This window comes from Loktanella sp. IMCC34160 (genome assembly GCF_004145845.1).
Classification (GTDB): Bacteria; Pseudomonadota; Alphaproteobacteria; order Rhodobacterales; family Rhodobacteraceae; genus SELP01.
The window spans coordinates 139,337-158,227 of the sequence record NZ_SELP01000005.1; the positions used below are offsets into that span (position 1 = coordinate 139,337).

The 18,891-nt window shown below is 63.4% G+C and carries 16 protein-coding genes and 1 tRNA gene; 12 read left to right on the forward strand and 5 right to left on the reverse strand.

The features are described from left to right. Positions 1–9: 9 nt before the first annotated feature. From EU803_RS14285 to EU803_RS14295, 3 genes are read left to right on the forward strand one after another with little or no spacing between them, the layout of a single operon-like run. Positions 10–1,119 (forward strand): AI-2E family transporter, encoded by a 1,110-nt coding sequence (locus EU803_RS14285; protein WP_129684015.1) that lies wholly within the window; start codon positions 10–12, stop codon positions 1,117–1,119. Continuing rightward, positions 1,119–1,787, forward strand: a complete 669-nt coding sequence (locus EU803_RS14290; protein ID WP_129684017.1) for a DnaA/Hda family protein — start codon at positions 1,119–1,121, stop codon at positions 1,785–1,787. Before EU803_RS14285 ends, EU803_RS14290 begins: the two co-directional genes overlap by 1 nt. Positions 1,788–1,830: 43 nt before the next feature. Further along, positions 1,831–3,999: an RNA degradosome polyphosphate kinase gene (locus EU803_RS14295; protein ID WP_129684019.1), complete on the forward strand. Its 2,169-nt coding sequence runs from the start codon at positions 1,831–1,833 to the stop codon at positions 3,997–3,999. Between the two features lie 204 nt (positions 4,000–4,203). Here EU803_RS14295 and EU803_RS14300 read toward each other — a convergent pair whose 3' ends face one another. Both EU803_RS14300 and EU803_RS14305 read right to left on the reverse strand, forming a co-directional pair. Continuing rightward, positions 4,204–5,769, reverse strand: a complete 1,566-nt coding sequence (locus EU803_RS14300) for a bifunctional metallophosphatase/5'-nucleotidase (protein WP_129684021.1) — start codon at positions 5,767–5,769, stop codon at positions 4,204–4,206. 123 nt (positions 5,770–5,892) lie between these two features. Further along, complete coding sequence (locus EU803_RS14305) at positions 5,893–7,230, reverse strand: mechanosensitive ion channel domain-containing protein (protein WP_129684023.1); 1,338 nt, start codon at positions 7,228–7,230, stop codon at positions 5,893–5,895. A gap of 258 nt (positions 7,231–7,488) precedes the next feature. On the opposite strand from EU803_RS14305, the gene leuC reads away from it, so the two are divergent. From leuC to EU803_RS14330, 4 genes are all read left to right on the forward strand, one after another. Next, positions 7,489–8,892, forward strand: coding sequence for a 3-isopropylmalate dehydratase large subunit (gene leuC, locus EU803_RS14315; RefSeq protein ID WP_129684025.1), 1,404 nt, complete (start codon positions 7,489–7,491; stop codon positions 8,890–8,892). After that, complete coding sequence (gene leuD / locus EU803_RS14320) at positions 8,892–9,497, forward strand: 3-isopropylmalate dehydratase small subunit (protein ID WP_129684027.1); 606 nt, start codon at positions 8,892–8,894, stop codon at positions 9,495–9,497. The genes leuC and leuD overlap by 1 nt, the downstream gene beginning before the upstream one ends. Before the next feature lie 445 nt (positions 9,498–9,942). After that, the gene (locus tag EU803_RS14325; protein ID WP_242494379.1) at positions 9,943–10,743 is read left to right on the forward strand and encodes a hypothetical protein; all 801 of its coding nucleotides are present in this window, start codon (positions 9,943–9,945) and stop codon (positions 10,741–10,743) included. Beyond that, positions 10,722–11,798, forward strand: a complete 1,077-nt coding sequence (locus tag EU803_RS14330; RefSeq protein ID WP_242494380.1) for an endonuclease/exonuclease/phosphatase family protein — start codon at positions 10,722–10,724, stop codon at positions 11,796–11,798. Before EU803_RS14325 ends, EU803_RS14330 begins: the two co-directional genes overlap by 22 nt. Here EU803_RS14330 and EU803_RS14335 read toward each other — a convergent pair. After that, positions 11,730–12,668 carry an epimerase gene (locus EU803_RS14335; protein WP_242494381.1) on the reverse strand — a complete coding sequence of 313 codons (939 nt, stop codon included), beginning with the start codon at positions 12,666–12,668 and terminating at the stop codon, positions 11,730–11,732. The two genes, EU803_RS14330 and EU803_RS14335, sit on opposite strands and share 69 nt — an antisense overlap. 60 nt (positions 12,669–12,728) lie before the next feature. Here EU803_RS14335 and EU803_RS14340 point away from each other — a divergent pair, with 60 nt between their 5' ends. The 4 genes from EU803_RS14340 to EU803_RS14355 all read left to right on the forward strand — a co-directional run bounded on the left by EU803_RS14340 (position 12,729) and on the right by EU803_RS14355 (position 16,003). Then, positions 12,729–13,625 (forward strand): LysR family transcriptional regulator, encoded by an 897-nt coding sequence (locus tag EU803_RS14340; protein WP_129684031.1) that lies wholly within the window; start codon positions 12,729–12,731, stop codon positions 13,623–13,625. 58 nt (positions 13,626–13,683) lie between these two features. Then, positions 13,684–14,790, forward strand: coding sequence for a 3-isopropylmalate dehydrogenase (leuB, locus tag EU803_RS14345; protein WP_129684033.1), 1,107 nt, complete (start codon positions 13,684–13,686; stop codon positions 14,788–14,790). Between the two features lie 127 nt (positions 14,791–14,917). Next, positions 14,918–15,880 carry a DMT family transporter gene (locus EU803_RS14350; RefSeq protein WP_129684035.1) on the forward strand — a complete coding sequence of 321 codons (963 nt, stop codon included), beginning with the start codon at positions 14,918–14,920 and terminating at the stop codon, positions 15,878–15,880. Between the two features lie 46 nt (positions 15,881–15,926). Next, a tRNA-Pro gene (locus EU803_RS14355) sits at positions 15,927–16,003 on the forward strand. 78 nt (positions 16,004–16,081) lie between these two features. Here the strand turns inward: EU803_RS14355 and EU803_RS14360 are convergent. Beyond that, positions 16,082–16,858, reverse strand: a complete 777-nt coding sequence (locus EU803_RS14360; RefSeq protein ID WP_129684037.1) for an SseB family protein — start codon at positions 16,856–16,858, stop codon at positions 16,082–16,084. Further along, positions 16,845–17,441 (reverse strand): uracil-DNA glycosylase family protein, encoded by a 597-nt coding sequence (locus tag EU803_RS14365; RefSeq protein WP_129684039.1) that lies wholly within the window; start codon positions 17,439–17,441, stop codon positions 16,845–16,847. The genes EU803_RS14360 and EU803_RS14365 overlap by 14 nt, the downstream gene beginning before the upstream one ends. A 75-nt stretch (positions 17,442–17,516) precedes the next feature. Here EU803_RS14365 and EU803_RS14370 point away from each other — a divergent pair, with 75 nt between their 5' ends. Next, positions 17,517–18,782: a Na+/H+ antiporter NhaA gene (locus EU803_RS14370; protein WP_129684041.1), complete on the forward strand. Its 1,266-nt coding sequence runs from the start codon at positions 17,517–17,519 to the stop codon at positions 18,780–18,782. Positions 18,783–18,891: the final 109 nt, after the last annotated feature.

Below are 18,891 nucleotides of genomic sequence, written 5' to 3' on the forward strand. Positions count from 1 at the left end.
GGAGTATCCATGGCCCTGCCCGTTCAAAGCCAGATTAAATACTGGAGTATCGCCACGGCGGTCTTTGTTGCCGTCCTGTGGTTTCTGGGCGATGTGATCCTGCCCTTCGTGCTGGGGGGCGCGATTGCCTATTGCCTTGATCCCATCGCCGACTGGTTTGAAAAGAAGGGCCTGAGCCGGGCCACGTCGGTCGCCCTGATCACCCTGATCGCGGCGCTGGTGTTCGTGGTGATGTTCCTTGCGGTCATCCCGACCCTGATCCAACAGACCGCGCAGTTGATCAACACCGCGCCCGAATTGTTCCAGAACCTGCAAAACTGGCTGACCGAGCGGTTCCCGCAAGTGCTGGACGAGGAATCGACGGTGCGCCAGCAGTTGATTGCCATCGGCGAGGCGATCCAGTCCAAGGGCGGCGACCTGTTCAACGGCATCCTGTCGTCGGCCCTGTCGCTGATCAACATGCTGGTTCTGCTGGTCGTGGTGCCGGTGGTGGCCTTTTACCTGTTGCTGGATTGGGACAACATGACCGCGAAGATCGACGATCTTCTGCCGCGCGACCATGCCCCCACCATCCGCCAGATCGCCCATGACATCGACCGCACGCTGGCCAGTTTCATCCGGGGTCAGGGCACCGTCTGTCTGGTTCTGGGCACCTATTACGCCGTGGCGCTGATGATCGTGGGGTTGAATTTCGGCCTTGTGGTCGGGTTCATCGCCGGGCTGATCACCTTTATCCCCTATGTCGGCGCGCTGGTCGGCGGGGCGCTGGCGATCGGGCTGGCCCTGTTTCAATACTGGGGCGTGGTCGAAGTGGCCGACGGCGACACCATCCGCTACACGACAGACTGGATCCGGATCGGGATCGTCGCGGGGATTTTCGGGTTGGGTCAGTTCCTTGAAGGCAACGTGCTGACGCCGAAACTTGTGGGCTCTTCCGTAGGGCTGCACCCGGTCTGGCTCTTGTTCGCGCTGTCGGTCTTCGGGTCGCTGTTTGGCTTTGTCGGGATGCTGGTGGCGGTGCCGGTCGCGGCGATGCTGGGCGTCGTCGCCCGGTTCTTCATCGCCGAATACAAGAACGGCCGCCTGTACAAGGGCCTGTCGGGAAAGTCCGGCGAGTGATGTCCGAACAACTGAGTTTCGATTGGCCGGCGCGGGTGGCGCTGGGGCGTGAGGACTTTTTCGTGTCCGAGGCCAATGCCCGCGCCTTTGCCACCGTCACCGCGCCCGACAGCTGGCCCGAGGGGAAGCTGGCCGTGGTCGGGCCGAAGGGGTCGGGCAAGACCCATCTGGCCCGCGTCTTTGCCCAAGCCAATGCGGCGATGATCCTGAACGCCGCCGATCTGACGCCCGCGAGCCCGCTGCCAGAGGCCCGCGCCGTCGTGATCGAGGATGTTGAACGACTGTCCCCCGAGGCCGAGGAATGGCTGTTCCACTTGCACAACGCGTTAAAGGGCCGGGGGCGGTTGTTGCTGACCTCTGACCGGGCCCCGGCGCGCTGGCAGATCGCCCTGCCCGATCTGGCCAGCCGGATGCAGGCCACCAACCTTGTCACCATCGACGACCCCGATGACAGGCTCTTGTCGGCGGTGATCATGAAGCAGTTTCAGGATCGCCAGATCGCCCCCTCTCCGGGGTTGGCCACCTATCTGGCAGCGCGGATCGAACGATCCTTTGCCGCCGCCGCCGATGTGGTGGACCGGATTGACCGCGCCGCGCTGGCCCGGTCCCGCAAGGTGAACGAGGCGCTGGCGCGCGAGGTTCTGGACAATACCCCCGATGCCGGATGAAATGGGTCATACCCCTGTCACAGTTTTGGGCCAGACCCCGCGCATGACCTATGCAGATTTCCTAGAAGCACCCTTTCCCGACCCGGTAGAGATGGACATCGACAAGACCGGACCGTCGCGGTTCTACAACCGTGAAATGTCGTGGCTTGGGTTCAACTGGCGAGTGCTGGAAGAGGCGGAGAACCTGCGCGTGCCACTTCTGGAACGGCTGCGGTTCCTGTCGATTTCGGCCACCAATCTGGACGAGTTCTATACCGTCCGGGTCGCGGGTCTGCGGGAACTGGCCCATGCGGGCAATACCACGCCCGCGCTGGACGGGCTTACACCGGCGGAACAGCTGATCCTGATCGACCATGATGCCCGCCGCCTGCTGGGGCGTCAGCAGCAGGTGTTCCGGTCCCTGATGGATGAAATGCGCGCAGAGCGGATCACCCTCCTGTCGCGCGACGACCTGTCAAAGGATGATCTGGCCCATCTGGACGAGGTGTTCCTGAGCCGCGTCTTCCCGGTCCTGTCGCCGCTGGCCGTGGACCCGGCGCACCCCTTCCCCTTTATCCCGAACGAAGGGTTCGCGTTGGCCCTGCAACTGGAACGCAGCGCCGACAAGCGCCCCCTGCGCGCGCTGTTGCCGGTGCCACAGCAGATCGACCGCTTCGTCGCCCTGCCGACAGAGGGCGGGCATAGGTTCCTGCCGCTGGAAGAACTGCTTCTGCTGCATCTGGGCCAGTTGTTCCCGGGCTACAAGGTGAAGGGCCATTGCGCCTTCCGCGTTCTTCGCGACAGTGATCTGGAGGTCGAGGACGAGGCCGAGGACCTTGTCCGCGAGTTTGAAGTGGCGCTGAAGCGTCGCCGCCGGGGCGAGGTGGTGCGGATGAAACTGTCCGCCGATGCGCCGCCCGCCCTGAAGTCCATGATCATGGAAGAACTGCCGGTCACCGAGGAAGAGGTTGTCGAGGTAGACGGGCTGATCGGGCTGGCGGATCTGAAAGAACTGGTTCTGGACGACCGGCCCGACCTTCTGTGGCCGCCTTATGCGCCACGCGTGCCTGAACGGGTGCAGGACCACGATGGCGACATGTTCGCGGCGATCCGCCAGAAGGACATGCTGCTGCACCATCCCTATGAAACCTTCGACATGGTGATCCGGTTCCTGCATCAGGCGGCCCGCGACCCGGATGTGGTGGCGATCAAGCAGACGCTCTACCGGACGTCGAAAAATTCGCCCATCGTCGATGCCCTGTGCGAAGCGGCGGAGGACGGCAAATCCGTCACCGCGCTGGTCGAGTTGAAGGCCCGGTTCGACGAGGCCGCCAACATTCGCCAGTCCCGGCGGCTGGAACGGGCCGGGGCGCATGTCGTCTATGGGTTCACCCAATACAAGACCCACGCCAAGATCAGCACCGTGGTCCGGCGCGAGGGCGACCAGTTGGTGACCTATACCCATTACGGCACCGGCAACTATCACCCGATCACCGCCCGCATTTACACCGACCTGTCGTTCTTTACCTGCGACGCCGCGCTGGGGCGCGATGCGACGAAGGTGTTCAACTATCTGTCGGGCTATGCGCAGCCGGATACGCTGGAAAACCTCGCGATCTCGCCGATCAGCATGAAGCCCCGGTTGATCGAGATGATCCGGGCAGAGGCCGCCAACGCCCGCGCCGGAAAACCCGCCGTGATCTGGGCCAAGATGAACAGCCTGATCGAGGAGGACGTGATCGACGCGCTTTATGCGGCCAGTCAGGATGGCGTGAAGATCAGCCTTGTGGTTCGCGGCATCTGCGGTTTGCGACCGGGGGTGAAGGGCCTGTCGGAAAACATCCGGGTGAAATCCATCGTTGGCCGGTTCCTTGAACACAGCCGTATTGTCTGTTTCGCCAACGGCTCGGATCTGCCGTCGAAGAAGGCGCGGGTGTTCATTTCGTCCGCCGACTGGATGGGCCGGAACCTGAACCGCCGTGTCGAAACGCTGGTCGAGATCACCAATGCGACCGTGAAGGCCCAGATCGTCAGCCAGATCATGGCCGCGAACCTGCATGACGTGGCGCAAAGCTGGGTGATGGGGCCGGATGGGTCGTTCACCCGCGCCGAGGTTCCGGAATCTGGTTTTGCCTTCAACTGCCACCGATTCTTCATGGAAAACCCGTCTCTGTCCGGGCGGGGGTCCGCCGGGGCGAAGGACGTGCCGCAACTGACCCATACCGAGGATTAGCCCGGCGCCCATTCCGGGTGCAAGCCGACCGCGGGTGACGCGGAACGCGCCGCCGTCACGCCAGTGGCGTGCTATTCGCACGACGGGGGCGGTCGGCGCGTGGCCTTTCTGCGAAAGGCCGGGGATTTGTCCCTCGGATATCTTTCAAAGAAGAAGCCCCCGCCGCTGTCGCGCCGGGGGCCTGTTTCACTCCTGATCCGGGGATCAGTTGCCGGTGATGTTGATCCGCCCGTCGACATAGGGGGTATAGGGCGCGTTCGCGGCAAGGTATTCCGCCGTCACATCGGCCAGATCGGGGCCGAAGTCATAGGCGTTCATTGCATCGCGGAACATGCCGTAGCCATCCCCGCCGTTGCGGACATAGTTGTTGGACACCAGACCATAGGTCGCGGCCAGATCAATCGGTGCCCCGCCGACCATCACGTCGGACACCCGGCTGCCCGGTTCCTTGGACAGGTCCACGGTGAACGTGATCCCCGACACCTGCGGGAAGCGGCCTGCGCCCTCTTCCACCTGGCTGACCCCGTTTTCCAGCGCAGCCACGACGGTTTCGCCGGTCACCTGGAAGGTGGACAGGGTGTTCTGGAACGGCAGAACGGTCAGCACCTCGCCCATGGTCACCGGACCCGCGTCGATAGAGGCGCGAAGCCCGCCGCCGTTGGCGATGGCGATCTGGATGCCCTGATCGGCCACCCGGTCGAGCATGGCATCGGCGACAAGGTTGCCCATCTGGCATTCCACCGCGCGGCAGAAGGACCGGTCGCCTTCGATTGCCGCTGCGGCCTCGGCCACGACGCGGTTGCGCACTTCCTCCAGCGGGGCGGCCAGTTCGCTGATCCGGGCGACGGTCGCCTCGTCCTCGTGAACGGCACCATCCATGATGATCGGCGCGCCCGAGGCTTCGGTGATGTTGCCCTCGTCATCGAAGGTAACGTTCAGCTCGCCCAGGAATTTGCCATAGGCATAGGCCTGCACGATGGCAGTGCCACCGACCATGGTCGGATAGGGGCCTTCGGCATCTTCGTCATCGGAATGCAGATAGGTGTTGGTGTGCCCGCCTACGATCACATCGACGCCGGTCGTGTTTTCGGCCACGCGGATGTCGGTGGCATAGCCCGAATGGGACAGGACGATGATCTTGTTCACCCCTTCGGCGGTCAGCTTGTCCACCTCGGCCTGCACGGCATCGACCGGATCGGTGAAGATCACGTTGGGGCCGGGGCTGGCCAGTTCATCGGTGTCCTGCGGCGTCAGGCCGATCAGGCCAAGCCGTTCGCCGCCCCGCTCAATGATGACCGATTTCTGCAGCGTGTCGGCCAGCAGCTCTTCGCCCGAGAAATCGGCGTTGGACATCAGCACCGGGAAATTCACGCTGTCCATGAAGCCGCGCAGAACCTCGGGGCCATCGTCGAATTCGTGGTTGCCCACGGTCATCGCGTCATAGCCCAGCTTGTTCATGAATTCGGCGGCCATCGCGCCCTTGTAGTAGGTATAAAACAGCGTGCCCTGGAACTGGTCGCCGCCATCAAACAGGACCGAGTTGTTGGACCGCGCGCGGGCTTCCTCGATCGCGGTCACAAGACGGGCGGTGCCGCCAAAGCATTCCCCGGCGGCGTTGTCTTCTGCCGAACAGCCCGAATCGAACCGCGAAATCGGTTCAAAGCGCGCGTGAAAATCGTTGGTGTGCAGAATGGTCAGCGAATAATCGGCCATCGCCGCACCCGCGCCCAGCACGACAGCGGCAGAGCTGGTGAGTAGAGTCTTGAGCATAATTTGCCCCCCTTATTGGTTGTTATCAGCCGATGCTGACGAGAGTTTACCGAAGAGTCAAAGGTTGTCTTCCGGCCTGACCTAACGTCGGCATGTAACGGTCGTTTGACGGTGTGGGGGCGCTTAATCTTGCGCCGCCGCCACCTGTTCGCCGCCCAGCATCCGCACTTCGCGTTGCGGGAAGGGGATAGAGATCCCGTTCTCCTGGAAGGCGTCCCAAAGCGCGAGGTAGACATTGCCCCGAATGTTGGTCAGCCCGCCAGTCGGGTCTCTGATCCAGAACCGCAGGACATAGTCGACGCTGCTGTCGCCGAAGCCCACGATATGGCAGACGGTCTTCTGGCTGGTCAGCACCCGGTCGACGCTTTCCGCCGCCGCAATCGCGATCCGCCGCACGTCATGCGGGTTGTCGGCGTAGGACGTGCCAAAGTGGATATCCAGCCGGACGAAATCGTTCGAATGGGACCAGTTCACCACCTGCCCGGTAATCAGGTCTTCGTTCGGGATCAGGTATTCGCGCCCATCGCGCGTGGTGATCGACACATAGCGCGCGCCCAGCGTGTTGATCCAGCCGAAGGTTTCCCCAAGCGAGATCACGTCGCCGGGCTTGATCGACTTGTCCAGAAGAAGAATGACGCCGGACACAAGGTTCGACACCACCTTTTGCAGACCGAAACCAAGGCCGACACCGATGGCCCCCGACAGGACCGCAAGCCCGGTCAGATCCACGCCCACGGCCTTCAACCCGACAAAGAACGCCGCGCCGTAAAGGACAAGCTGCACGAATTTGATCGTCAGCACGCGCATCGACGGGGACAGGTCGGTGTTGCTTTGCAGCCGGGCCGAGGTGGTCCGCGACAACACCCGCGCCCCGAAGAACAGGATGCCGATCACGATCACGGCCTGCAGGATCATCCAGACCGACAGGCGGATGCCCCCGATTTCGATCGCCAGACTGTCAAGAACCTGTTCCGCCTCGGTCGTCAGGTTCAGGATGCGCAGGGTGATCCAGGCCCAGGCCCCATAGCGCACGACTGCCCGCAGGAATGAGTTGGAAATCAGCCTTGTGGCAAAGGCCACGACCAGCCATGCCAGCGCAAGGTTGGCGACGATGGCCAAAAGGTAGGACCGCGAGGGCCAGGTGACCTCTCGCATGATCGCGACGGTGACCCAGATCAGCAGAACGAAGGTGATCAGCCGCAGCCGGTTGCGGACGATCAGAAGCACCCGCAGCCGCCACTTGGGCCAGCCTTCGCGGGTCCGCAGCCATTCGGTCACGCGGGGTTCGATGATCCGGGCAAAGACATGGGCGGCAATCAGCAACCCGACGGCGATCAGAACCTGATAGGCGTTCCACGGCCGCAGCAGGCTTTCGGCGAAGTCCATCGCCCGTTCCCACAACCCGTGCCCGATCTGGACCACATCCCCGGCAGAACCGGGCGTTTCGACCTCTTGTTCCATGCGCCCTCCGTTCGGTCCACCATGCACCGGCCCCGGACGCCCGGCAAGCGCAAGCCGCCTGTTCTGCGCCCTTGCGAGACTCGGGCAAGGAGTGTATCTGCGCTGTCATGAAACAGGTTTTCGACATGGACGACCGCGCCCGCCTGCCCTGGCGGTTCTTTGGCGCGACGCACACGATCCTCGCCCGTCTATGACGGCGCGTGCCCGTAGGGGCACCCTGTTCGCACGACCCTTTTCATTTGCACGAAAGAGGACACCATGTCCGGTAAAACGCTCTACGATAAAATCTGGGATACCCATGTCGCCCATGAGGCCGAGGATGGCACCTGCCTTCTGTATATCGACCGCCACCTTGTGCACGAGGTGACCAGCCCGCAGGCCTTTGAAGGGCTGCGCATGGCGGGCCGCCCGGTGCGCCGCCCCGATCAGACCATCGCGGTGCCCGACCACAACGTGCCCACCACGCTGGGCCGGGAAAACCCCGACCAGATGACCGAAGACAGCCGCATTCAGGTGGCCGCGCTTGACAAGAACGCGAAGGATTTCGGCATCCATTACTACCCGGTGACCGACGTGCGTCAGGGCATCGTGCACATCGTCGGCCCGGAACAGGGCTGGACCCTGCCCGGCATGACGGTGGTTTGCGGCGACAGCCATACCGCCACCCACGGCGCATTCGGCGCGCTGGCCCACGGGATCGGCACCTCGGAAGTGGAACATGTTCTGGCCACCCAGACCCTGATCCAGAAGAAATCCAAGAACATGAAAGTCGAGATCACCGGCAAACTGCGCCCCGGTGTGACCGCCAAGGACATCACCCTGTCCGTCATCGGCGCGACCGGAACCGCCGGCGGCACCGGCTATGTCATCGAATATTGTGGCGAAGCGATCCGCGACCTGTCGATGGAAGGCCGCATGACCGTCTGCAACATGGCGATCGAAGGCGGCGCCCGCGCCGGTCTGATCGCCCCGGATGAAAAGACCTTTGCCTATGTGCAGGGCCGCCCCCACGCCCCGAAAGGCGCCCAGTACGAGGCCGCGCTGGCATGGTGGAAAACCCTCTATTCCGATGACGACGCCCATTGGGACAAGGTCATCACCATCAAGGGCGAAGACATCGCTCCCGTCGTCACCTGGGGCACCTCGCCCGAGGACGTGCTGCCGATCACCGATGTGGTTCCCGCGCCCGAGAGCTTCTCTGGCGGCAAGGTCGAGGCCGCCCGCCGGTCGATCGAATACATGGGCCTGACGCCGGGCCAGAAGCTGTCGGACATCGAGATCGACACCGTCTTTATCGGCTCCTGCACCAATGGAAGGATCGAAGACCTGCGCGCCGCGGCCGAGATCCTCAAGGGCAAGAAGATTAAGGTCAAACGCGCCATGGTCGTCCCCGGGTCCGGCCTCGTCCGCGCCCAGGCTGAAGAAGAAGGTCTGGCAGATATCTTCAAGGAGGCCGGGTTCGAATGGCGGATGGCCGGCTGTTCCATGTGCCTTGCCATGAACCCCGACCAGCTGTCCGAGGGCGAGCGTTGCGCCTCGACCTCGAACCGCAACTTCGAAGGGCGTCAGGGCTATAAGGGGCGCACGCACCTCGTGTCGCCGGCCATGGCCGCCGCCGCTGCAATCACTGGGCACCTGACTGACGTGCGGGAGATGATCTGATGGAAAAATTCACCAAACTCACCGGGATCGCGGCGCCGATGCCGCTGGTCAATATCGACACCGACATGATCATCCCCAAGGTCTTTCTCAAGACGATCAAGCGGTCGGGCCTTGGCGTGAACCTGTTCGACGAGATGCGCTATGACCGGCAGGGCAACGAGATCGAAGATTTCGTTCTGAACAAGCCGGCCTATCGCGATGCGCAGATCCTTGTCGCGGGCGACAACTTTGGCTGCGGCTCGTCGCGGGAACACGCCCCTTGGGCGCTTCTGGATTTCGGCATCCGCTGCGTGATCTCCACCAGCTTCGCCGACATCTTCTATAACAACTGCTTCAAGAACGGCATTCTGCCGATCGTCCTGCCGCAGGAAGATGTGGACAAGCTGATGGACGACGCAGAGCGGGGCGCGAACGCGACCGTGACTGTCGATCTGGAAAACCAGACGATCACCGGACCCGACGGCGGTGAGATCGCGTTCGAGGTTGACCCCTGGCGCAAGCATTGCCTGCTCAACGGGTTGGACGATATCGGTCTGACGCTGGAAAAAGGCGCCTCGATCGACGCCTATGAAGCGAAGATGGCGCAGGACCGTCCCTGGGTCTGATTTCCCAAGGCAATGGTGTCAATTCTAAGGGCCGCCCCGGGTTTCCGGGGCGGTTCTTGTTTACCATGTGCCACATTTTCCAACATTTTGCCCGCATATCGGGCGCATTTCGAAGCCTAGGCGCGGGCCGCCCTATCTGGTGGCGGACCCTCAAATTGCACACCGCATCTTGTGGCTGAAAACAGGGCACCATTCTAAGGCTTTGAAATGGTTGCATTCCGGCACCAGTTTCGCCGCAAAACCGCCCCAGTTCCACGGTCAGTTGACCCATCACTTGCTGACCAATCGGAATCTGGGCAAAATCATGTCAAGAATGAGGCAGACCGCCGCAGTGGCGGAAAATCAAACTGGGACAAGGGCGCGGCATCGTATCGCGGCCGACCGGATTGAGGATGGACGTCGAGTGGTATCGAGACTTGCAAGTGCGCTGACACGCGCGTTTCTGATGGTGTTGCTGGTTGCGACGCCGTCGATCCTGTTGCCGGTAACCCCGGCCGACACAACGCAGATTGTTGCGCTTGTGGGGCTGATTGCCGGCATCTTTACCTTCGTCGAATATCGCGCGGCCTATCCCAGCCTTGTGGAATTCAGGGACGCCCCGCCCTTCAACCGGATCCGGTTCCTTGCCCTGTTCATGACGGTGTTCATGCTGGCCGTGATCTGCCGGGGCAAGGTCGCGCCCACGACGTTGACCATGTTCTTCGAAGCGATCGGGGCCCGTATCGCCGATGTGATCGACTTCCCCTATTCGCCGGTTCGCCTGATGGTGCTGATGCTGCCGGAAGACGCCAGCGGCGCGCTTGTCGGCTCGGTCCGCACGGCGGCAGGTCTGTCCTATCTGGTGTCGATCCTGTCGCTTGGTGTCTTTGTTCTGGTGATGCGCTTCCAGCGCTGGCCGCGCCAGGTGGGCGGATTCAATGTCTGGACCAACATGCCCACCTTTGACCCGACCGCAGGCGGCGACGTGGTTGAGCGGCTCAGCCGGGACAGCCAGATTAACCTTATCTTAGGATTTCTGCTGCCATTCGTGATCCCGGCCTTCGTCAAGCTGGCGTCGAACCTGTTCGACCCGATCAGCCTGGCGGACCCGCATACATTGATCTGGACGATGACCGCATGGGCCTTCTTGCCATCCTCCCTTCTGATGCGCGGGATCGCGATCCACCGGGTTGCCCAGATGATCTGCGAAAAGCGCCGTCGCGACTATGCCGCCTCGCAAGAGGAGTGGGAGCCGGCCTCGGCCTGATCCTTGCGGCGACGACAGGACTTGCCGACCCGATCCGCGTTGCCACTTTTGCCGCCCCGCTAAGCCGGGATGGGCCGGGGCTTCTGCTACGCGATATCCTGAAGGGCGACGATCCCGGCATCGCCGCGATTGCCGCCGTGATTGCCCACGCCGATCCCGACATCCTGATCCTGACCGATTTCGACTATGACGCGGATCAGGTCGCGCTGGCGGCCTTTGCCGATCTTCTGGCCCAATCGGGCGCGCCCTATCCCCATCGCTTTGCACGGGCGCCGAACAGCGTCTGGATGACCGACCTTGATCTGGACGGTGACGGCCGGCTGGGCGGCGCGGCGGACCGGCAGGGGTTCGGGTTCTTTGCCGGGGACAATGGCATGGCGGTGCTGTCGCGCCTGCCGATTGATACGGGGGCCTCTGTCGATCTGTCGGACGTGCTGTGGCGGGACTTGGCCGGTGCGACCTTGCCCGAAGACGATTTCCCGTCGGCCGAGGCGCAGGCGGTTCAACGGTTGTCGTCTTCTGGCCATTGGATCGTGCGGATTGCCCCGCTGGACGATCCGCCCTTTGATCTGCTGGTCTATGCCGCCACCCCGCCGGTGTTCGACGGACCGGAAGATCTGAACGGATTGCGGGGCCGGGATGAACTGCGCCTGTGGACGGCGGTTCTGGATGGGGCGTTTGGCCGGGTGCCGGATAGCTTCATCCTCGCGGGCAACAGCAACCTTGACCCGGTGGATGGTGACGGGTTCGCCGGGGCGATGGCCGATTTTCTGGCCGCCCCCCGACTGCAAGACCCGGCCCCGCGCAGCGCGGGCGCGGCCTTGGCCCCTGATCCCGATCATCGCGGCGACCCAGCCCTTGATACCGCCGACTGGCCGGAGGGAGAGCCGGGGAACCTGCGGGTGTCCTATGTCCTGCCCTCTGTCGATTGGACGGTTTCGGGCGCGGGCGTTTTCTGGCCCGCGCCCGACGATCCTGCGGCTGTGCTACTGGGCGACGACGGGCTTGCCGCCGGGCCGCATCGCCTTGTCTGGGTCGATCTGCGCCGCGAGTGAGGCGCGGATCACCGCGTCAAACGGCGTGTCCTGAAACCCCGGCAAAAGGCGGTCGAACTTGTCCCGGCCCAACCAGTGCGAGGTTTCCCAAAGGTAGCGCATTTCCTTCATCTCGCGCGCCAGTTCCCAGACCGGGGACAGGGCGGACATGATCCACCAGGGGAAGCGGCTGAACCGGACGGGTCGCCCAAGTTGCCGTTCAAGTTCGTCCCGCAACTGAGCGCCGCTGAAGGCATGGCCCGGAAAGGGGATGTCCTCGAAGGGCGCAAGATCGGCCCGCCGGTTCGCCACCATCACCGCCGCCCGCGCCCAGTCCGGCAGGTAGCAGTAGGCCTGCATCACATCCGGCCCGCCCGCGATGGTCAGTTTGCCCGACTTGATCCCGCGCAGGTGGACCATCGACATCACATCGCCATTTGCCAACGGGTCGATGAAGTTGCCGGCCCGCAGGATGATCACCGGCACGCCCGCGGCGCGGTAGATTTCTTCCATCTCCTTGCGGATCTGGCCCTTGCGGCTGACCGGAACTTGCGGGGTCTGGTCAGACCATTCGCCGCCCCGGTCACCATAGTTGTAGACGTTGCCGGGAATGATGACGGTGGCCCCGTTGGCGCGGGCGGCGGCGATGACCTGCGCGGTGATCGGGGGAATCAGGTTGGCCCAGTCGTGATAGGCGGGCGGGTTCAACCCGTTGACGATTACATCCGCCCCCTGTGCCGCCTTGGTCATGTCGGTGCCACGGCGGTAATAGTCCACCTGCCAGCCCGCGTCCTTGAATGCCTGCCCAGCGTGATGCCCGATCTTGCCCGAGCCGCCGAGGATGAGAACCTTTCCAGTCATGTCGATCTCCTTCATGTGATGGGTCGACATTTATCCATTCACCTTTGTTTTGAAATTGCCCATAGCGGCATATCGTGTATTCATTATTGAATGACAAAACCGCTTCACTCCCTCGACTGGTCTTTGGTGCAGGCGTTTCTTGCCGTGGCCGAAACCGGCAGCCTGTCCGCCGCAGCCCGCGACCTTGGCAGCAGCCAGCCGACCCTTGGCCGCCAGATCAAGGCGATCGAGGCGCAGCTGGGTGCGGCGCTGTTTCACCGCCGGGCGCGCGGCTTCGAACTGACCGAGACCGGCGCGGCGCTGGTCGCCCCCGCCCGCGACATGCGCGAGGCCATGCACCGAATCGCCCTGACCGCTGCGGGGCGCGAGGAGCGGCTGGCGGGCACCGTGCGGATCACGGCCAGCGTCGTCATGTCGACCTTTCACCTGCCTGCGATCCTGACCCGCATCCGCGAGGCCGAACCCGAGATCGAACTGGAATTGGTTCCGTCAGACACCAGCAGCAACCTGCTGTATCGCGAGGCCGACATCGCGATCCGTATGTATCGGCCGACGCAACTGGACCTCGTGACCCGCCATATCGGCGACCTGTCACTGGCGGCCTATGCCGCCACCTCCTATTTGGCGCGGCGCGGCCGTCCAAAGGGGCCGCAAGACCTGCCGCAGCATGAGGTGATCGGCTATGACGCCCAGTCCGACATTCTGGACGGGTTCCGGGCGGCGGGAATGGATGTGGACCGCCATTGGTTCCGGATGCGCACCGATGACCAGCTTGCCTATTGGGCGCTTGTTCGGGCCGGGGCGGGCATCGGGTTTTCTCAGGCCGAGATCGGGGACAACGACCCATTGGTCGAACGTCTGGACTTTGGGTTTCCCTTGCCGACGCTGCCGGTCTGGCTGACCGCGCATGAGGCGATGCGGCAAACCCCGCGCATCCGCCGCGTCTGGGACCTGCTGGCCGAGGGGCTTTCGCCTTTGGTTTCTTGACCCTCGCGGGGCAAAGGGCTAGGCGGTGCCGAACCCTTATCACGACGGAACCAAACCCATGTCCAACCCCTCTCTCCTCATCCTGCCCGGCGACGGGATCGGCCCGGAAGTCATGGCCGAGGTCAAGAAAATCATCGGCTGGTACGGCGACAAGCGCGACCTGAAGTTTGACGTCAGCGAAGACCTTGTCGGCGGGGCCGCCTATGACGCGCATGGCACGCCGCTGCACGACCACACGATGGCCAAGGCGCAAGAGGTGGACGCGGTTCTTCTGGGTGCCGTAGGCGGCCCGAAGTACGACGTGCTGGATTTCAGCGTAAAGCCGGAACGCGGCCTGCTGCGCCTGCGCAAGGAAATGGACCTGTATGCCAACCTGCGTCCGGCGCAGTGCTTTGACGCGCTGGCCGATTTCTCGTCCCTGAAAAAGGATGTGGTTGCGGGCCTCGACATCATGATCGTCCGCGAACTGACCAGCGGCATCTATTTCGGCGAGCCGCGCGGCATTTTCGAGGAAGGCAACGAACGCGTGGGTATCAACACCCAGCGCTACACGGAATCCGAGATCGACCGCGTCGCCCGGTCTGCCTTTGAACTGGCACGTCGCCGGGGCAACAAGGTCTGTTCGATGGAAAAGGCCAACGTGATGGAATCGGGCATCCTGTGGCGCGAAGTGGTCCAGAAGGTCCACGACGAGGATTATCCGGATGTCGAGCTGTCGCACATGTACGCCGACGCCGGCGCGATGCAGCTGTGCCGCTGGCCCAAGCAGTTCGACGTGATCGTCACCGACAACCTGTTCGGCGACCTTCTGTCGGATGCCGCCGCGATGCTGACCGGGTCGCTTGGGATGCTGCCCTCGGCATCGCTTGGCGCGCCGATGGCCAACGGCCGCCCGAAGGCGCTGTATGAACCCGTGCACGGGTCGGCCCCGGATATCGCCGGTCAGGGCAAGGCCAACCCCATCGCCTGTGTGCTGTCGTTCGCAATGGCGCTGCGGTATTCCTTCGATCAGGGGGCCGAGGCCGACCGTCTGGAAAAGGCTGTCGAGAAGGTTCTGGCCGATGGTGTCCGCACCGCCGATCTTCTGGGCGAAGAGGGCGTGACCCCTGTGACCACCAGCGAAATGGGCGACGCGATCATCGGGGCGCTTGACGCCAGCCTCTGATCTGATCGGACGATGACAACAGAACCCCGCCCAACGCAGGGCGGGGTTTCGTATTTTGAGGGTCGCCAGATTGACCCCGCGACGATATTCCCCAAAACTGTTGGCGCTATCACCAAAGGCCGGATTCATGAGCCCGAATATCAAAGGCGCGCTTTACGCGCTGATCGCATTTGGCATTTTCGCCACCCACGACGTTCTGGTGAAAATCCTTGGCGGGCTTTATTCGCCGGTCCAGCTGGTGTTTTTCAGCGTCCTTCTCAGCTTTCCGCTGGCCACGCTGATGCTGATGCGGGATGCGACGCCGGGCACCCTGTTGCCCGCGCACCCGTGGTGGATGGCCCTGCGGACCGTCGCGGCGGTGGTCACCGGCATGTCGGCCTTTTATGCGTTTTCGGTTCTGCCGCTGGCGCAGGTCTATGCGATGATCTTCGCCTCGCCCCTGATCATCACCGTTCTGGCGATCCCGATTCTGGGCGAGAAGGTGCGCCTGCGCCGGGGGCTTGCCGTGCTGGTCGGGCTGGTCGGGGTGATGGTCGTGCTGCGACCGGGACAGACCGAACTTGGCCTTGGCCACCTTGCCGCGCTGATGGCGGCCTTTGGCGGGGCGCTGAACTCGGTCGTGGTGCGTAAAATCGGGGCGGATGAACGCAATGTGGTGCTTCTGCTTTATCCGATGGTCGCCAATTTCCTTGTGATGGGCGCGTTTCTTGCCCTCGTCTACAAACCGATGCCGGTGGAACATCTAGGCCTGCTGGCGATCCTGTCGGTCCTGGCCTGGGTCGCGGGGCTGGGAATCATCGCGGCCTACAAATCGGGCGAGGCAGTGATCGTCGCGCCGATGCAATATTCCCAGATCCTTTGGGCCAGTGCCTATGGCGCCTTCTTCTTCGATGAACAGATCGACGGGGCAACGGCGCTGGGATCGGCGATCATCATCGCCTCGGGCCTTTATATCGTGCTGCGCGAAAGCAAATCGGGCAATTCTGCCAACCGTCCGGTGTTGCGCACCCGGTCCCGCCCCGAGACCGGAACCACCCTGCGGATCAGCCCGTTCCTGCCCAGTTCGATCCGCTTCAAAAGGGGGCAATAAGGCGCTTGCATATTCCGCGCGGGCGGATTAACCCACGCCCCACGGTCGGAGCGTAGCGCAGCCTGGTAGCGCACCTGCTTCGGGAGCAGGGGGTCGGAGGTTCGAATCCTCTCGCTCCGACCAAATCTCCCGATTTACGAAAATGCGCGGCACGAGCGGGACGACAGTCCTGTTACCTGCCGTTTCCCGCCTTGCCGGTCCCTAGCGCAAGCGCGGCGGCTTGTCCGGGTCGCTGCCGGGGGCGATGGGCGCGGCAGCAACCTCGGGTTCGGGCAGGTCGAACCGCAGCCCGACCCGCGCCAGACTGGCGGCCGCCGAATCCTGCGCCCGCACAAAGGCCACGTCGATTGCGCCTGCGTCGATTCCCGAAAAGGTCAGCGCCTCGCCCGCGGCAGAGGCCAGCGCGGCCTCGGCCCCTTCGACCGCGTCGACGAAGGCCAGCATGTGCCCCCGCGCGCCCGTGTCATAGATCACCCCGGCCAGATAGGCGAAACGGGCCAGCCCCACGGCAGAGGCAAGTTTGCGGTCAATCCCGGCGACCACGCTGTCGGGCAACCCTTGCGGCGCGGTGAACTCGACCGGTCGGGCCTCGGCCACTTCGGGGCCATGGGCCAGCGTTTCGGCCAGCCAATCGACAGCGTCCGACGGGATCAGCATGGCCGACGGCCCGGTTTCAAGGTTCAGCCCCAGCCCGATTCCCTGCCCGGCCAGCATCCGCACCAGCATCCGACCAGACAGCCCGGCGTAGGGGCTTTCACTGCCCGTAAACCCGGTCAGCCGTTCGATCCGGTCGAAGACAAGGACAAAGGTCTGATCCTCGACCTCGAATGTTTGCGGGGTCACGTCGTCGCCCTCGGGTTCGCCCTCCAGCAACAGGAAGAGTTCGGTGTCAGCCAGCCGTTCGTAGAATCGCAGGCGTGCAAGATCGTCCTCGGGCGCGGCCTCCATCGCGGCATGGGCGGTATCAAGTTCGGTCATCATCCAGCACCTCGGCGACGCGGGCCCGCAGGGCGGGCAGAAGTTCGGTTTCGAACCATGGGTTCTGTCTGATCCACGCCGTATTGCGCCACGACGGATGAGGCAAGGGCAGCACGCGGGGCCAATGGTCGCGCCAGCCGGCAACGGTTTCGGTGACACCGGCGCGGGTGCCAAGGTGCCAACGCTGCGCGGCACCACCGACCAAAAGGATAAGGCGCAGGTCCCGCAGGCTGTCCAACACCTCGGCCCGCCATGTCCGGGCGCATAGGGGCGGCGGCGGCAGGTCGGCGCCTTTGGCATCATAGCCGGGGAAACAGAAGGCCATCGGCACGATCGCGATTCTGTCCCGGTCATAGAAAGTTTCACCGTCCACCCCCATCCAATCGCGCAGCCGGTCACCGGAGGGATCGGTGAAGGGTTGGCCGCTTTCATGGACCCGCGCGCCGGGGGCCTGCCCCGCCACCAGCACCCGCGCCGAGGGCCTGAACCAGACCACGGGACGCGGCGCATGGGCCGTCGCCGTCGCCCGAAACCTGTCGGCACACAGCCTGCATTCCGCGATCCGTTCGGTCAGCACGGCCATTTCCCGCCCGCCGCCGTTGTGCCTTTGGTTCGATTGGGGTAATCGCGAAGGAACAATATCCAACGGGGGAACTCGATGTATCGCGTCTGGAATTTCGTCACCAATTATTCCCTGCTTCTGATCGCCGGGGCAATCATCGCCCTGATCTGGGCAAACGTGAACCCCGGCAGCTATCACCATTTCGTCGAATACCCGCTGGTCGATCATTTCTTCATCGGCCACGCCCATTATGACGCGGCGGGGCAGGTCGAATATCGGACGCTGACGCTGCACTACCTTGTGAACGATGTGCTGATGGCGTTGTTCTTCGCCATCGCGGCCAAGGAAGTCTGGGAGGCGATCATCCTCAAGAACGGGTCGCTGCGTGGCAAAAAGGCCGCGACCCCGCTGGTGGCAACCGCGGGCGGGATGCTCGGGCCGATCACCGTCTACCTTGGTCTTGCCGCGCTTCTGGGGTCCGAGACCTACAGCGCTGTCGCCAACGGCTGGGCGATCCCCACCGCGACCGACATCGCATTTTCCTACCTTGTGGGTCGCATGGTGTTTGGCGCGGGCCATCCGGCGGTGCGTTTCCTGCTGCTTCTGGCCATCGCGGATGACGCGGGCGGGCTGATTATTCTGGCGATCTTCTACCCGTCGGGCGAACTGGCGCCGGAATGGTTGCTCTTGTCGCTGGCCGCCGCTGTCGCCGTGTTCGTCTTTGCGAACTGGCTGCCCCGGCGTCTGGATCGTGGCAATGACGCGCGGCCCTGGTCCACCTGGGCGCGCAACACCCTGTCGTTCTGGCCCTACCTGATCGCGGGCTGCATCAGCTGGTACGGCTTTCAGGAAAGCGGGATTCACCCGGCCCTTGGCCTTTTGCCGATCGTGCCGACCATCCCCCATGCCGACCGGGCCTTTGGTTTCTTCTCGGAGGCCGAACAATATCTGACCGACCTTCTGAACCACATCGAACACATCCTGAAGCACCCGGTTGAGATCATCCTGTTCTTCTTCGGCCTGCTGAACGCCGGCGTTGAGTTTTCCGCCATTTCGTCGCCGACCTGGCTGGTTCTGGCGGGGCTTCTGATCGGCAAGCCGGTGGGCGTTCTGCTGTTCGGCTGGCTTGCGGCGGGGCCGATGGGACTGGGCCTGCCCAAGGGGATGCGGACGATCGACCTGTTCGTGATCGGCTGCGTCGCGGCGATCGGCTTTACCGTGGCGCTGTTCGTGGCCTCGGTCGCCTTTGATCCGGGTCCGGTTCAGGACGCGGCCAAGATGGGCGCCCTGTTCAGCTTTGGTGCGGCTGTCATCTCGATCGTCGTGGGGAAGCTGACCCGGGTGCAGAAGCAGAACAGCTGACCTCCGGGGGCAGTTTTGGAAAAGGGCGGTCTGACCGGGCCGCCCTTTTCATTTGTGCAATAAGGATTGTATTTTTCCGCCCCCATCCGACATAATATAAAGAAAAACA

Excerpts from the sequence above, each read along its gene's own strand:
- EU803_RS14360 (WP_129684037.1), bottom strand. The coding sequence starts at position 16,858 with ATGACCGAACTTGATACCGCCCATGCCGCGATGGAGGCCGCGCCCGAG.
- EU803_RS14350 (WP_129684035.1), top strand. The coding sequence starts at position 14,918 with ATGAGCCCGAATATCAAAGGCGCGCTTTACGCGCTGATCGCATTTGGC.
- leuC (WP_129684025.1), top strand. The coding sequence starts at position 7,489 with ATGTCCGGTAAAACGCTCTACGATAAAATCTGGGATACCCATGTCGCC.
- EU803_RS14305 (WP_129684023.1), bottom strand. The coding sequence starts at position 7,230 with ATGGAACAAGAGGTCGAAACGCCCGGTTCTGCCGGGGATGTGGTCCAG.
- EU803_RS14370 (WP_129684041.1), top strand. The coding sequence starts at position 17,517 with ATGTATCGCGTCTGGAATTTCGTCACCAATTATTCCCTGCTTCTGATC.
- EU803_RS14300 (WP_129684021.1), bottom strand. The coding sequence starts at position 5,769 with ATGCTCAAGACTCTACTCACCAGCTCTGCCGCTGTCGTGCTGGGCGCG.
- EU803_RS14295 (WP_129684019.1), top strand. The coding sequence starts at position 1,831 with ATGACCTATGCAGATTTCCTAGAAGCACCCTTTCCCGACCCGGTAGAG.
- EU803_RS14285 (WP_129684015.1), top strand. The coding sequence starts at position 10 with ATGGCCCTGCCCGTTCAAAGCCAGATTAAATACTGGAGTATCGCCACG.
- EU803_RS14340 (WP_129684031.1), top strand. The coding sequence starts at position 12,729 with ATGACAAAACCGCTTCACTCCCTCGACTGGTCTTTGGTGCAGGCGTTT.
- leuD (WP_129684027.1), top strand. The coding sequence starts at position 8,892 with ATGGAAAAATTCACCAAACTCACCGGGATCGCGGCGCCGATGCCGCTG.
- EU803_RS14290 (WP_129684017.1), top strand. The coding sequence starts at position 1,119 with ATGTCCGAACAACTGAGTTTCGATTGGCCGGCGCGGGTGGCGCTGGGG.
- EU803_RS14325 (WP_242494379.1), top strand. The coding sequence starts at position 9,943 with ATGGTGTTGCTGGTTGCGACGCCGTCGATCCTGTTGCCGGTAACCCCG.
- EU803_RS14335 (WP_242494381.1), bottom strand. The coding sequence starts at position 12,668 with ATGTCGACCCATCACATGAAGGAGATCGACATGACTGGAAAGGTTCTC.
- leuB (WP_129684033.1), top strand. The coding sequence starts at position 13,684 with ATGTCCAACCCCTCTCTCCTCATCCTGCCCGGCGACGGGATCGGCCCG.
- EU803_RS14365 (WP_129684039.1), bottom strand. The coding sequence starts at position 17,441 with ATGGCCGTGCTGACCGAACGGATCGCGGAATGCAGGCTGTGTGCCGAC.